Genomic DNA, 13,047 nt, shown 5'->3' with positions numbered 1-13,047 from the left:
AGAAAAAAAGCCCCGGTCCTTGTGACCGGGGCTTTGTTGTCAGATCAGTCGAACTTGGGTTCCGACTTTAACCAGAGGATACAACTCCTCAACATGCTGGTTATACAGACCGATACACCCAGACGAACTTTGGCGTCCGATCTTACGCGTGTCGTGTGTTCCGTGAACCAGATACGCTGGCCAGCCCAAATACATCGCGCGGGTGCCCAATGGATTACCGGGGTCTCCGCCCTCCATTCTAACGGGCAACGAGGGATCGCGTTCGCGCATTGACGCGGTTGGTGTCCAACTTGGGTTTTCTCGCTTGCGTACCACTTCGGTATATCCGCGCTTGGTCAGTTCTTCGCTCATGGGAACGGAACTTGGGTACAGTTTATAGGTTCCATCCGGACCCCAGTAGTGGACCGCGCGGCTGGTAATATCGGCCAGCAGACACCCAACCCCCAACTGGTCAAAGTGATCCTGCCAGTTCTGTTGCGAGAACGAGGATACATTGCGGCGTACAGGCAACTGTGTGCTGATCGCATCTTCTGTTTGCGGGAATGCATCCGTGCTTTGCGCGCGCACCAAAGCAGGTGTTGCCAGCAAGGACGCTGCACCCAACAAAGCTGTGCGGCGGGTCATACGGGGGTTTGACAATGTTGCCTCCGGATCAGGAACTGCTCGAACAAATTTGAGGTAAAATATTGCTGCCGGCACGGATTTGCCAGTGGTGTCAGTTTGAACTTATCGTGAGTTCGCCAAAAACTTGGATTTCGGCAGAGCTTTGCCGAAAAAACCCGGCCAATACAGGCCGGGTTTGGTGTTCATGGGGGACGCTTTTAATCAGTCCATGGCTTTGAAGTTAAACTCGCCACCTTCCTTGATGCCCGAGGGCCAGCGGGCCGTAACGGTCTTGGTGCGGGTATAGAACTTAAAGCTGTCAGGGCCGTGCTGGTTCAGGTCACCGAACATGGACTTCTTCCAGCCGCCAAAGGTGTGATAGGCCAGCGGAACAGGGATCGGTACATTGACGCCGACCATGCCGATATTCACGCGGCTTGAAAAGTCGCGTGCGGTGTCACCATCACGGGTAAAGATCGCGGTGCCGTTGCCGTATTCATGGTCCATCGCCAGCTTCAGCGCTTCCTCATAAGAACCGGCGCGGACGGTGGACAGGACAGGACCGAAGATCTCCTGCTTGTAGATATCCATCTCAGGCGTCACGTGGTCGAACAGGTGAGGACCGACAAAGAAACCGTCCTCATAGCCTTGCAGGCTGAAATCGCGATTATCGACGACCAGTTTTGCGCCCTGTTCCACGCCCGAGTTGATCAGGCCCAAAATGCGTTCTTTCGCGGCGGCTGTAACAACGGGGCCCATGTCCACGTCATCACCTGCAGTATAGGGGCCAACTTTGAGTTTTTCGATGCGCGGGATCAGCTTTTCGATCAACGCGTCGGCTGCTTCTTCCCCAACGGGAACCGCAACCGAAATCGCCATGCAGCGTTCGCCTGCTGCGCCGAAACCCGCACCGACCAGCGCATCGGCGGCCTGATCCATGTCTGCATCCGGCATCACGATCATGTGGTTCTTGGCACCGCCAAAGCACTGAGCACGTTTGCCGTTCGCCGTGGCGCGGGAATAGATGTACTGTGCAATCGGGGTCGAGCCCACGAAAGACACGCCCTGAATAATTTCGCTGTCCAGCAGGGTATCGACGGCCTCTTTATCGCCATTCACGACCTGAAAGACGCCTTTGGGCAGACCTGCCTCGATGAACAGTTCGGCCAGCATCAGCGGAACCGAGGGGTCACGTTCGGACGGTTTCAAAACGACAGCGTTACCACAGGCCAAAGCAGGGCCCACATGCCATAGAGGCATCATCGCCGGGAAGTTGAACGGCATGATCGAGGCCACAACACCCAACGGTTGACGCATCGAATACATGTCGATGCCCGGACCCGCGCTGTCCGTGAACTCACCCTTCAACATCTGAGGCGCGCCGATGCAGTACTCGATCACTTCCAGCCCGCGTTGAAGGTCACCCTTGGCGTCCGGGATGGTTTTGCCGTGTTCACGGCTGAGTGCCTCAGCCAGTTTGTCCATATCGCGGTTCATCAGATGAACCATTGCCATCATAACACGCGCGCGTTTCTGAGGGTTTGTCGCGCCCCAAGCAGGTTGCGCCGCCGCCGCACTTTCGATCGCAGCGGTGGTTTCAGCAGCGCTTGCCATGGGGCATTTGTACTGAACTTCGCCTGTTGCCGGATTGAACACATCGTCGAAGCGACCAGACGTGCCAGCGACATTCTCGCCATTGATAAAGTGGGACAGTTCGGACATTTCCATTTCCTCCGATAGATTTGCGGGCAGAATAGGCTTGCATAAATCGCGTGAACAGAGGCAATCTCCCAAAGGTGCTTTGCAAAAATGCAATGGGATAAAACGTGACGCCAAACTGGGATGATATGCGTGTATTTCTTGCGGTTGCCCGCGAGGAAAGTCTGTCGGCGGCTGGACGTTTGCTCAAAATTGATCCCGCTACGGTCGGGCGCAGGATCGGGCGGCTTGAAATGTCACTGGACACACCGCTTTTTTCAAAGTCCCCGCAGGGATATTTGCTGACCACCGCCGGTGAGCGCCTTCTGGAATACGGGCTGAAGGCGGAAGAGGCCATGCGTGCTGCGTCTGGTGCGTTGGCTGGATCGTCCAAGACGATGAGCGGCCAAATTCGGATCGGGGCACCTGATGGATGCGCCAATTATCTTTTGCCGCAGGTTTGCGCGAAGATCTGCGAAGCCAATCCTGAACTGGATATACAAATCCTGGCCTTACCGCGCGTCATAAACCTGTCACGCCGCGAAGCGGACATGGCGGTGACGGTAAGCGCGCCGACAGCGGGGAAGTTGCTGGTTCAGAAGATCACGGACTATAGGTTACATCTGGTTGCAACGCAGGATTACCTGCACGCTCACCCCACAATCAACTCAGTCGAGGCTTTAAGTGGGCACAGGCTGATCGGTTACATCCCGGACATGATCTTTGATCGCGAACTGGATTATCTGGTCGATATCGGTGTTGACCGTGTCGCGCTTGCATCGAATTCGGTTTCGGTTCAACTGAGGCAAGTCTCGCTGGGCTCAGGTATTTGCATGGCGCATGACTTTACCCTGCCGTTCCATCCATGTTTGCAGAAAATACTGACGGATCAGGTAAGTCTGACCCGAAGTTTCCACCTTGTCCGCCATCAGGGAGACCAACGAAATGAACGATTGAACCGTTTTGCGCAGGCCCTGACGCTTGGTATTCGCGAAGAGGTTGAGCGGCTTGAGGCCGAAGCTTCACCTTGACAGGTTTAGACATTCCGGCAACGCTTTGTAAAACAGGAAGTTATTTCGGAGGTTATCTATATGCTTGTACAGACCATTCTGAAATCCAAGGCCACCGAGGGGGTCGTTACTGTTACCCCCGATATTACCGTGTCCGAGGCTTCGAAAATACTAGCGGAAAAACGGATTGGTACGGTCGTGGTGTCTGTGGATGGTGGGGAAACAGCATCCGGTATCCTTTCCGAACGTGACATCGTGCGGGAATTGGCCGCAAGTGGCAGTGGCTGTCTGAATCGGTCCGTCAGTGCCTATATGACGAGTGATCTGGAAACCGCAACGCGGCAGGACAGTGTGCAAGATGTTCTTCAACGCATGACGACCGGCCGCTTTCGCCACATGCCGGTTGTGGAAGACGGACAGTTGATTGGAATTGTCACCCTGGGCGATGTCGTCAAAGCGCAATTGTCAGAACTTGCAATGGAAAAGGAAGCGCTGGAAACGATGATCATGGGGCATTAATCACCACTCAAACCTTACTTCCTATTGCACCTGCGGCAGAGTTATGTTTGCTTGCGCAGAAATTTTGTTGCGCAGGAGGCCGCGATGAGGGTTGGATTGTATCCCGGAACTTTTGATCCGATCACTTTGGGTCATATCGACATCATTCGCCGCGCTTCCGCGCTTGTCGACAAGCTGGTGATTGGCGTCGCAATTAATCGGGACAAAGGCCCCTTGTTCACCCTGGAAGAACGCGTCGCCATGATCGAGGCGGAATGCGCACTTCTGACGGAGCAAACGGGTACTGAAATCATCGCACATCCCTTTGAAAACCTTCTGATCGACTGCGCCCGCGATGTCGGCGCGCAGATTATCGTGCGTGGTTTGCGCGCGGTTGCTGACTTTGAGTATGAATTTCAAATGGTTGGCATGAATCGCGCGTTGGATAACTCGGTGGAAACCGTTTTCCTGATGGCCGAAGCACGTCACCAGGCGATCGCGTCGAAACTGGTTAAAGAAATCGCCCGGCTGGACGGGGACGTATCGAAATTCGTCACACCCCGCGTCAATACAGCATTGAAAGCGCGCTTAGGATAACGCACCCATCGCCGCTGCGGTATCCAGCATCCGGTTCGAGAATCCCCATTCATTGTCATACCAGGCCAACACCCGGACCAGAGTACCGTCGGTGACCTTTGTCTCGGGCAGCGACACGGTTGAGCTGTGGGAATCGTGGTTAAAATCGACGGAGATAAGCGGGCGTTGTTCGGCCGCCAATACGCCGGGGATTTTAGCCGCCGCTTCGACAAACAAGGCGTTGACCTCGTCTTCTGTGGTCGCGCGCGAGACCTCGGCCACCAGATCAACGACCGAGACATTCGGCGTCGGCACGCGGATGGCTTGACCGGTCAGTTTGCCCTGCAACTGCGGCAATACAAGACCAACGGCGGATGCAGCACCGGTTGTTGTCGGGATCATCGACAGAGCCGCCGCGCGTGATAGATAGGGGTCCTTGCCCGCGGAATCGTGCACCGGCTGACTGGCGGTATAGGCATGAACCGTCGTCATGTTGCCATGGACAATGCCAAGGCCCGCATCCAAAGCGGCAGCGACTGGTGACAGGCAGTTTGTGGTGCACGAGGCGTTTGAAACGATGGTGTCCTGCGCCGTCAGTTCGTGGTCGTTTACGCCGAATACGACTGTTTTAACGCCATCGTCTCCACGTGCCGGGGCCGAGATCAGAACCTTTTTCGACCCGTTCTCCAGATGGCGGGCGGCTGCCTCGCGCGTGCGGAACACGCCGGTACATTCCAGGACAACGTCCACATCGGACCAGTCAAGAGTCTCAGGGTCCCGCTCGCCGGTCAGTCGGATAGGGCCTGCACCGACATCCATACCGGCATCCGACAGGGTTACGGGTTTGGAATAGCGGCCATGGACACTGTCAAACTCGAACAGATGCGCATTCATTTCCGGTTTTGCCAGATCGTTGATGGCGACGATTTCAACATCGGTCCGGCCATTTTCCATAACAGCCCGCAACACGTTGCGTCCGATGCGTCCAAATCCATTGATTGCCAGTTTGAGTGTCATGGTTTGCTCCGTCCGTGTATCGGCCATGCTCTAGTTAGCGCTAACAACGTCAGAACGACGAAAAAGTCAAGCAAAACCTCTGTCATCGCCAGAAGGCGATCCAATCCAGAAAGGCATAGAATTTCTTGCCGAGGAACACGAAATGTTCGGGTCCAAACAGGGCAAAGTCCAGAAAAGCGCCGCCCAGAAGCAATAGACCCAGCCAGATTGCGATTTGATTGGTCATTTGGGCCCCGAACGAAAACACCCGCCCAGATAACCTGAGCGGGTAAATATGTTCAAGATTTCAACGACGTCTTAGTTAAGACGCCCCATCGCAACAGCGACGTCGGCCATACGCACCGAGAAGGCCCATTCGTTGTCGTACCACGCCAGCACCCGGACCATGCGGTCATTGACGACGCGAGTCTGGTCCGGCGCGAAGATCGAGCTTTCTTCGGTATGGTTGAAGTCGGTCGAAACCAGCGGCGCGGGCTCATAGCCCAGCACGCGCTGCATATGACCTTGCGAGGCTTCGCGGACGATGGCGTTCACTTCGTCCACGCTTACGTCACGCGCCGCGCGGAAGGTCAGGTCTACGGCAGAAACATTCGGCGTCGGAACACGGATGGCTGATCCATCCAGACGCCCCTTTAGGTTAGGCAGCACTTCACCCAGCGCCTTGGCCGCGCCGGTCGAGGTCGGGATCATCGACATAGCAGCGGCACGGGCGCGGTACAGGTCGCTGTGGCGACGGTCTAGTGTGGGCTGGTCGCCTGTATAGGCGTGGATCGTGGTCATTATGCCATGCTCGATCCCGATACCTTCGTCCAGAACCTTGGCAAGCGGGGCAAGGCAGTTCGTGGTGCAAGAACCATTCGAGACCATCTTGTCTTCTGTGGCCAGGCTGTTGTGGTTCACGCCATACACGATGGTTTTGTCGACATTCTTGCCAGGCGCGGACAACAGAACCTTTTGCGCGCCGCGCTCAAGGTGAGTCTTTGCCTTCAGGCCGTCGTTGAACTTGCCGGTACATTCAAGAACGACGTCGCAGCCTTCCCAGTCCAGTTCGTTCATATCGTAGGTCGAGAACATCTGCATCGGACCACGGCCCAAATCCATCGTATTGCCGTTGATGGCAACGTCACGAGGGAACCGGCCATGGACGCTGTCGTACTTCAGTAGGTGCGCGGTGGTTTCCAGCGGGCCGGTCGCGTTGACCTTGATCACTTCGATGTCGTTGCGGGCCGATGCCGCGATATGCGACAGGGTGCAGCGGCCGATACGGCCAAAACCATTGATGCCGACCTTGATGGTCATCTGACGTCTCCAAAATGCGCTTGCGTTGCAGGCGATATAGCGGCCCGAACGCGTTCCCAAAAGAGTAAAAGTGACATATTCTGAACGTGTTAGCGCAAACCTCGACCGGTATCGCTAACGCTTGCGCTAGCCGTGGGATCGGGTAGGGTCGGATTGCGGCAGGTGACTGGAAAGGAAGCAGCATGAGCGGTCTTTTGGCATTGTTGGATGACGTGGCGGGGATCGCAAAGGTTGCGGCGGCGTCAGTTGACGATGTGGTTGCTGCAGCGGGCAAGGCCGGGGCAAAAACTGCAGGCGTGATAATCGACGACGCGGCAGTTACCCCCAAATACGTTCAGGGCTTTGCTCCGGCCCGAGAGCTGCCGATTATATGGCGCATTGCGCGCGGTTCGGTGCTCAACAAGGTTGTTTTGTTGTTGCCCGTCGCCTTGTTGCTAGCGAATTTCGCGCCTTGGATGATCACGCCCTTGTTGATGTTGGGGGGGTCTTATTTGTGTTTTGAAGGGGCGGAGAAGATTTTCCACGTCCTTTTTCCGCACGGCAGCCATGTCATCAAAGAGGATATGGCCATCCGCGAACCGGGCCAGCTGGAAGAGCAAAAGGTCAAAGGGGCGATAAAGACAGACTTTATCCTGTCCGCCGAGATCATGACCATTGCGTTAGCCGCAGTTGAGGCCCCGAACCTTTGGATGCAGGCGGCCACTCTGGCCGTTGTGGGTGTCGGTGTCACGGTTGCGGTATATGGCTCGGTGGCGCTGATCGTAAAGATGGATGATATCGGGCTGTACATGGCACAGAACGCGTTCACCCCGATCGGGCGCGGGTTCGGTCGTGGGTTGGTCAAGGCGATGCCCATTGTCATGAAGGTTCTGTCCGTTGTCGGCACGGCTGCAATGTTGTGGGTCGGCGGGTCAATCCTCATTCATGGTATGGAAGAACTGGGCTTTGGCTGGTTGGGCCACCACATTCACGACTGGGCTTATGCGCTGGGGCATACCGTGTCCGAGCAATGGACCGGTGCCGTGGAGTGGATATCCAAGGCCGCGATGGATGGTGTGTTTGGTCTTGCCTACGGGCTGGTGCTGATTCCAATTGCAACCAAGATTATCGCGCCATTGATGGCTATGTTTTCGGGGCCAGACAAACAGCATTGAATACTCTGTTTTGACGTCGGGTCGTTATGGCCGGAAGCTAAACTACAGTTAAGCTGTGGGCTGAATTGCAAGAATCGGAAACCAAATGTCGTCTCACACCTTAGCCGAGGTTCTTGAGAGCCGTATGCCGGAAGGCGATGGTCTTAGCTATCCCGTACCAACCAACTGGATGCAAGGGCGGACAACGTTCGGCGGTTTTTCCTCGGCGCTCATGTTGGATGCGGTTCACACTAAGCATCAGGATCTACCGTCCTTGCGCTCGGCCCTGGTGAATTTCACCGCTCCTATTGGAACCTCGCCGACGATCGGCACCGAGGTTCTAAGGCAGGGGCGGAACGTGACCATCATCAATGCCCGTGCTGAGATTGACGGGAAGGTCGCTGCGATGGCGACTTTTTCCTTTGGTTATCCTCAGGATAGCCACGTAGCGTTCGAATGCCCGGCAAATTCAGCAGAGGAACCCGAAAACACGGGGTATTATTTTCCGCCAGATTTACCCAAGCCGCCCATACCGTTTCTGCAAAATTTTGATGTTAGGCTGATCGACGGTGCTTTGCCTTTCTCAGGCGCTGAGAAAGGGTACATGCGCCTTTGGGCACGGCATAAAGATCCGTGCATGTGGGACCGGATGGAAGGGTTGATCTCGGTTGCTGATCTGCCGCCGCCTGCAATCTATCCAACGCTCAAAAAGCCGGGTCCAAACTCATCGATGAACTGGATTTTCAATGTGTTGGCCGAAGAGATCAGGACGCGAGAAGGCTGGTGGTTGCTGGAACATCAACTGACTGCGGGGCGAAACGGTTATAGCTCTCAAGTCATGCGGGTCTGGAACACCGACGGTGACCTTGTTGTAGACGGGATGCAGTCAGTTATCATCTTTGTTTAACAAAAAAGCCCCGGCGCAGGCCGGGGCTTTTGACGTTATTGCTGCCGGGATCAACCCAGCAGTTCTTTAACCTTCGCAACTGCAGCCTCAGCCGTGATGCCAAAATGCTTGTACAGTTCGCTCGCTGGGGCCGAGGCACCAAAGCTCGACATGCCGATGAAACCGGCCTTGGCTTCGCGGCCGCGTTCACCCAGCAACCAGCGATCCCAGCCACCCGCGCGAACGGCGGCTTCGATGCCTACACGGACGGGACCAGCCGGAAGAACACGCTTACGATATGCTTCGTCCTGCTGTGCAAACAGTTCCATGCAGGGCATGGACACAACGCGGGTGCCTATGCCTTCGGCTTCAAGCATCGCTTTGGCTTCCATCGCCAGCGACACTTCGGAGCCGGTGGCAATCAGGATGGCCTGACGTTTGCCCTCGGCCTCGGCCAAAACATAAGCGCCCTGAGCGGTCAGGTTCTTGGTCTTGTGCTGGGTCCGAACGGTCGGCACGCCCTGACGGGTCAGCGACAGGACCGATGGGCTGCCCTTGAAGGTCAGCGCCAATTCCCAGGCTTCGGCCGTTTCAACCGTGTCAGCGGGGCGGAACACATAGGTGTTCGGCGTCGCGCGTGAAATTGCCAGATGTTCGACCGGCTGGTGAGTCGGGCCGTCTTCGCCCAGACCGATGGAATCGTGTGTCATCACGAAGACCGACGGCACTTTCATCAGCGCGGCCAGACGCATCGACGGGCGAGCATAATCGGTGAAGGCCATAAATGTCCCGCCATAGGGGCGGATACCGCCATGCAGCGCCATACCGTTCATCGCAGCGGCCATGCCGTGTTCACGGATACCGTAATGGATGTAACGGCCCTTGCGGTTTTCCGGCAGAAACACACCCATATCAGCCGACTTAGTATTGTTCGAGCCAGTCAGGTCGGCCGAACCGCCCACGGTTTCGGTCATGATCGGGTTGACGACGTTCAGAACCTTTTCCGACGAGGCGCGGGTGGCCAGTTTTGGCTGGTCTTCCGACATCTGTTTTTTGAATGAACGGATTGCACCGGCCAGTTTCTTGGGTGCTTCGAACGCATAGGCGCGGTTGAACTCGGCCTGCTTACGCTCGGATAGCGCAGCAAAGCGGGCCTCCCACGCGGTGCGCTCGGCACTCCCACGCGCGCCGATTGCTTCCCATGCGGTCTTCACGTTGGCGGGGATTTCGAACGCGTCATGCGGCCAGCCATAGCCTTCCTTGGCGGCCTTCAGTTGATCTTGATCCGTCAGCGCCCCGTGACCTTTCGAGGTATCCTGCGCTGCGTGACCCAAAGCGATGTGGCTTTCGCAGGCGATCATGGTCGGCTTGTTCGATTTTTTCGCATCCACGATTGCGGCGTCGATGGCCTGCGGGTCGTGACCGTCAATCTCAATCACATGCCAGCCCGAGGCCGCAAAACGGCGCACCTGATCGGTGCGATCAGCGATGTCCACGGTGCCGTCAATGGTGATGTTGTTGTTGTCCCAGAAGACGATCAGCTTGCTTAGTTCATGACGACCGGCAAGGGTGATCGCCTCTTGGCTGACGCCCTCCATTAGGCACCCATCGCCCGCGATCACGTAAGTGTAGTGATCGACGATTTTCTTGCCGTAATGTGCACGCTGGATTTCTTCGGCCATGGCAAAGCCCACGGCGTTCGAAATACCCTGACCCAGCGGGCCAGTTGTGGTTTCAATCCCGTCGACAAGGAAGTTTTCCGGGTGGCCCGCGGTTTTCGCGCCCAGTTGGCGGAAGTTCTTGATCTCGTCCAGCGTAACGTCTGCATGGCCTGTGAGATAGAGCAGCGAATAGACCAGCATCGAGCCGTGTCCGGCAGACAGGATAAACCGGTCGCGGTCCGGCCAGTTCGGGGCAGAGGCGTCAAATTTCAGGTGCTTTTCGAACAGCACGGTCGCAACATCGGCCATGCCCATGGGCATGCCGGAATGGCCGGAATTGGCGGCCGCGACGGCGTCGAGGGTCAGTGTGCGGATGGCCGCAGCTTTGTCCCAGTGTTCGGGGTTTGCATTGCGCAGCGCAGTCAGGTCCACGGGCGTTGTTCCTTTGGATTACAGGCAGATGGGCCGCTCAATACCACTCAGCCCTCAAAGTGCAAGCATAACTGGGGGTTGCGTCATATTCATGGATCAAGAACGCAGTCCAAGTTGTTGAAAGCAAAGAGTGGGTATTTTCTGCGCCGTTGGGTTAGACTAGAGCAAGACGCGGATTATGTTGATTCGGATGAACCGCGACACAAGGAACCTTGATAAAGAGGTGGCAGGGGCATGAGCCAGATCGAAGAATTACACCGCCGTATCGTCTCTGCGATGGAGAGAATTGGAACCGGGGTCGATGCCTTACAGAACGCAGCTCCGACCGGGGCAGTCCAAGACGATAGCTTGCGCGCGGCACTGGATGATGAACGTGTCGCCAATGCGCAGTTGGAAGAACGCCTGAAAACACTGAAACAGCGGCACGAACAAGAAGTCGACGCAATGCGTGCTGACATGGAAAGCCTGCGTTCAGCACCGTCCGACCACCCCGAAAACGGCGCATTGCGAGAGCAGTTGGCCGAAGCGACTGCGAAGCTAGAGGCGGTTGAAGCCGCTCGCGCGGAGTTGGCGGACGCAAAGGCCGCCTTGGAAAATCAGGATGAGGTCGAAACGCTTCGCACAGAGAATGAGCAACTGAGGGCCGCGGCAACAAAATCTCAGGAACTGGAAGCCGAGAACGCCCGATTGAAATCCGAATTGGCCGATAGTGAGCGTGTAGCCGAACTTAGTTCGGAACTTGAGATGTTGCGCGCGGAGCGCAGCAGCCATGGTGCCGCAATGTCCAGATTGGATGATGATCTGCAACGTATGCGCAAAGCCAATGAGCAGTTGCGCAAGTCTGTTGATGAGCTTCGGGCAGCGTCGCAGAACGGTCTGCCCGATGCGGAACTGTTGAACCGGGCCACAGTGGCGGAACTGGAAGCAACCCGCGCGGCGCAGGCAACAGATGCTGCCGAAGCCCATGCAGTTCTGGCGCGTTTGGAACCGCTGTTATCGCGAGCGAAACTGGCTGATGGGGAGGTGGAGTAATGCCCGAAGTAACCATTCAAATAGGTGGCCGTGGCTTTGATGTCTCTTGTCAGGAGGGGGAGGAAGTATTCCTGCAAGCCGCTGCAAAAATGCTGGATGACGAGGCGCAGGTATTGTCAGACCAGATTGGGCGTATGCCCGAGTCGCGAATGCTTCTTATGGCCGGGTTGATGCTTGCGGATAAGACCGCAGCGAATGATGACAAGATCAAGATGCTTGAACGTAAGTTGTCCGAGGTGGAAGCAGAGGTCAAAACCCTTCGTGAGATGCCAAAGCCAGAGCCCGAAAGGGTGGAAGTCGCAGTTGTGCCGCCGTCGGTGACGGATACGCTGGCGGAACTGGCTGCAAGGGCTGAGGCCCTGGCCTCGGTCATCGAAGACAAAACAGCAGGATAACGCATGTTCAGGATTGGCATTATTGCCGCTGCGATGCTTGCGTCAGGCGGATCGGCGCAGGCTGAGATCGACATCCTGCCTGTGACATTCACCTGTGAGAACAACGTCTCGCTTCAAGTGACGTATTTCAACGCGACTGACGGATCCAGCGCGGCGGCGATGTTGGTTGATGACACCCTGATCTCACTTAAGCAAGCACCCAGCGCCTCGGGTATCCGCTATGAATCTACGGGTGAGGAAGGCACTTATATTCTGCGGTCCAAAGGCTGGGATGCCATGGTCAGCTTTCTGGCGACGGGCGACGCCGCCAGTGAGCAGGACATTCTAAAGGATTGCTCCAGCCGTTAATCAGGCGTTCGCTTCGCGGATTTTGTCCGCAGCATCTTTGTCGTAGCCAACACCGTTGTCATCAAAAAGCGTGTCCAATTCACCCGACAGGGTCATCTCGGTGATGATATCGCACCCGCCGACGAATTCGCCTTTGACATACAGTTGCGGAACAGTCGGCCAGTCGGAGTAATCCTTGATACCCTGACGGACCTCTTCGTCGGACAGAACGTTTACGTCGGTATAGTCGACCCCCATGTAATTCAGCACACCAGCCACGCGGGACGAGAACCCACACTGAGGCATTTCCTTGGTGCCTTTCATATACAACACCACGTCGTTGGCTTTGACGGTTTCGTCGATCTGGGTCTTAACGTCGCTCATCCTGCGTTTCCTTGTCGATAGCGCTCATGAGCGCCAGTTTCGTGTTCAATTCGTTCGTTTTCCACCCGCACCTTAGTCATATTGGCAATCTTCAGC

The 13,047-nt window shown here is 56.3% G+C and carries 15 protein-coding genes; 8 read left to right on the top strand and 7 right to left on the bottom strand.

The features are described from left to right. Nucleotides 1–39 precede the first annotated feature (39 nt). Nucleotides 40–624 (bottom strand): L,D-transpeptidase, encoded by a 585-nt coding sequence (locus ACT2B1_RS10680; protein WP_171121705.1) that lies wholly within the window; start codon nucleotides 622–624, stop codon nucleotides 40–42. Nucleotides 625–825: 201 nt separating this feature from the next. Beyond that, entirely contained in the window at nucleotides 826–2,325 is a 1,500-nt protein-coding gene (locus tag ACT2B1_RS10675) for a CoA-acylating methylmalonate-semialdehyde dehydrogenase (protein WP_171121329.1), read from the bottom strand. A gap of 104 nt (nucleotides 2,326–2,429) precedes the next feature. On the opposite strand from ACT2B1_RS10675, the gene ACT2B1_RS10670 reads away from it, so the two are divergent. The 3 genes from ACT2B1_RS10670 (at nucleotide 2,430) to coaD (ending at nucleotide 4,406) form a co-directional block, all read left to right on the top strand. After that, nucleotides 2,430–3,332, top strand: a complete 903-nt coding sequence (locus ACT2B1_RS10670; protein ID WP_481667720.1) for a LysR family transcriptional regulator — start codon at nucleotides 2,430–2,432, stop codon at nucleotides 3,330–3,332. Between the two features lie 60 nt (nucleotides 3,333–3,392). Beyond that, nucleotides 3,393–3,830, top strand: coding sequence for a CBS domain-containing protein (locus ACT2B1_RS10665; protein WP_171121331.1), 438 nt, complete (start codon nucleotides 3,393–3,395; stop codon nucleotides 3,828–3,830). A gap of 84 nt (nucleotides 3,831–3,914) precedes the next feature. After that, entirely contained in the window at nucleotides 3,915–4,406 is a 492-nt protein-coding gene (gene coaD / locus ACT2B1_RS10660; RefSeq protein WP_171125207.1) for a pantetheine-phosphate adenylyltransferase, read from the top strand. Here the strand turns inward: coaD and gap (ACT2B1_RS10655) are convergent. The 3 genes from gap (ACT2B1_RS10655) to gap (ACT2B1_RS10645) all read right to left on the bottom strand — a co-directional run bounded on the left by gap (ACT2B1_RS10655) (nucleotide 4,398) and on the right by gap (ACT2B1_RS10645) (nucleotide 6,701). Then, on the bottom strand, nucleotides 4,398–5,402 hold the full coding sequence (gap, locus tag ACT2B1_RS10655; protein ID WP_171240872.1) for a type I glyceraldehyde-3-phosphate dehydrogenase: 1,005 nt from the start codon (nucleotides 5,400–5,402) through the stop codon (nucleotides 4,398–4,400). The two genes, coaD and gap (ACT2B1_RS10655), sit on opposite strands and share 9 nt — an antisense overlap. An 82-nt stretch (nucleotides 5,403–5,484) precedes the next feature. Beyond that, nucleotides 5,485–5,628 carry a hypothetical protein gene (locus ACT2B1_RS10650; protein ID WP_171125203.1) on the bottom strand — a complete coding sequence of 48 codons (144 nt, stop codon included), beginning with the start codon at nucleotides 5,626–5,628 and terminating at the stop codon, nucleotides 5,485–5,487. 71 nt (nucleotides 5,629–5,699) lie between these two features. After that, the gene (gene gap, locus ACT2B1_RS10645) at nucleotides 5,700–6,701 is read right to left on the bottom strand and encodes a type I glyceraldehyde-3-phosphate dehydrogenase (protein WP_171240871.1); all 1,002 of its coding nucleotides are present in this window, start codon (nucleotides 6,699–6,701) and stop codon (nucleotides 5,700–5,702) included. Nucleotides 6,702–6,883: 182 nt separating this feature from the next. Here gap (ACT2B1_RS10645) and ACT2B1_RS10640 point away from each other — a divergent pair, with 182 nt between their 5' ends. Next, entirely contained in the window at nucleotides 6,884–7,855 is a 972-nt protein-coding gene (locus tag ACT2B1_RS10640; RefSeq protein ID WP_481667719.1) for a DUF808 domain-containing protein, read from the top strand. A gap of 85 nt (nucleotides 7,856–7,940) precedes the next feature. Next, nucleotides 7,941–8,741 (top strand): thioesterase family protein, encoded by an 801-nt coding sequence (locus ACT2B1_RS10635; protein ID WP_481667718.1) that lies wholly within the window; start codon nucleotides 7,941–7,943, stop codon nucleotides 8,739–8,741. A 50-nt stretch (nucleotides 8,742–8,791) separates the two neighbouring features. Here the strand turns inward: ACT2B1_RS10635 and tkt are convergent, their stop codons facing one another. Then, complete coding sequence (gene tkt / locus ACT2B1_RS10630) at nucleotides 8,792–10,813, bottom strand: transketolase (protein ID WP_481667717.1); 2,022 nt, start codon at nucleotides 10,811–10,813, stop codon at nucleotides 8,792–8,794. A gap of 234 nt (nucleotides 10,814–11,047) precedes the next feature. On the opposite strand from tkt, the gene ACT2B1_RS10625 reads away from it, so the two are divergent. Genes ACT2B1_RS10625 through ACT2B1_RS10615 form a run of 3 tightly spaced genes read left to right on the top strand, consistent with a single transcriptional unit; the run spans nucleotide 11,048 to nucleotide 12,588 of the window. After that, nucleotides 11,048–11,845: a hypothetical protein gene (locus ACT2B1_RS10625; RefSeq protein WP_481667716.1), complete on the top strand. Its 798-nt coding sequence runs from the start codon at nucleotides 11,048–11,050 to the stop codon at nucleotides 11,843–11,845. Next, complete coding sequence (locus ACT2B1_RS10620; protein WP_171121340.1) at nucleotides 11,845–12,240, top strand: cell division protein ZapA; 396 nt, start codon at nucleotides 11,845–11,847, stop codon at nucleotides 12,238–12,240. The genes ACT2B1_RS10625 and ACT2B1_RS10620 overlap by 1 nt, the downstream gene beginning before the upstream one ends. A gap of 3 nt (nucleotides 12,241–12,243) precedes the next feature. Then, nucleotides 12,244–12,588, top strand: coding sequence for an MliC family protein (locus ACT2B1_RS10615; RefSeq protein ID WP_171240867.1), 345 nt, complete (start codon nucleotides 12,244–12,246; stop codon nucleotides 12,586–12,588). Here the strand turns inward: ACT2B1_RS10615 and grxD are convergent, their stop codons facing one another. Further along, a complete protein-coding gene (gene grxD, locus ACT2B1_RS10610) occupies nucleotides 12,589–12,951 on the bottom strand; it encodes a Grx4 family monothiol glutaredoxin (protein WP_171121342.1) in 363 nt (120 codons plus the stop codon). Nucleotides 12,952–13,047 lie beyond the last annotated feature (96 nt).

It is taken from the genome of Ruegeria sp. S263 (genome assembly GCF_056780525.1).
Note: the sequence above shows the minus strand (reverse complement) of the source record. Positions and strands in the feature narration are given on the sequence as shown.

Coding starts and splice junctions, on each gene's coding strand:
- gap (WP_171240872.1), bottom strand. CDS start 5,402: ATGACACTCAAACTGGCAATCAATGGATTTGGACGCATCGGACGCAAC.
- ACT2B1_RS10640 (WP_481667719.1), top strand. CDS start 6,884: ATGAGCGGTCTTTTGGCATTGTTGGATGACGTGGCGGGGATCGCAAAG.
- gap (WP_171240871.1), bottom strand. CDS start 6,701: ATGACCATCAAGGTCGGCATCAATGGTTTTGGCCGTATCGGCCGCTGC.
- ACT2B1_RS10650 (WP_171125203.1), bottom strand. CDS start 5,628: ATGACCAATCAAATCGCAATCTGGCTGGGTCTATTGCTTCTGGGCGGC.
- ACT2B1_RS10635 (WP_481667718.1), top strand. CDS start 7,941: ATGTCGTCTCACACCTTAGCCGAGGTTCTTGAGAGCCGTATGCCGGAA.
- ACT2B1_RS10680 (WP_171121705.1), bottom strand. CDS start 624: ATGACCCGCCGCACAGCTTTGTTGGGTGCAGCGTCCTTGCTGGCAACA.
- ACT2B1_RS10675 (WP_171121329.1), bottom strand. CDS start 2,325: ATGTCCGAACTGTCCCACTTTATCAATGGCGAGAATGTCGCTGGCACG.
- grxD (WP_171121342.1), bottom strand. CDS start 12,951: ATGAGCGACGTTAAGACCCAGATCGACGAAACCGTCAAAGCCAACGAC.
- ACT2B1_RS10615 (WP_171240867.1), top strand. CDS start 12,244: ATGTTCAGGATTGGCATTATTGCCGCTGCGATGCTTGCGTCAGGCGGA.
- ACT2B1_RS10665 (WP_171121331.1), top strand. CDS start 3,393: ATGCTTGTACAGACCATTCTGAAATCCAAGGCCACCGAGGGGGTCGTT.
- coaD (WP_171125207.1), top strand. CDS start 3,915: ATGAGGGTTGGATTGTATCCCGGAACTTTTGATCCGATCACTTTGGGT.
- ACT2B1_RS10625 (WP_481667716.1), top strand. CDS start 11,048: ATGAGCCAGATCGAAGAATTACACCGCCGTATCGTCTCTGCGATGGAG.
- ACT2B1_RS10620 (WP_171121340.1), top strand. CDS start 11,845: ATGCCCGAAGTAACCATTCAAATAGGTGGCCGTGGCTTTGATGTCTCT.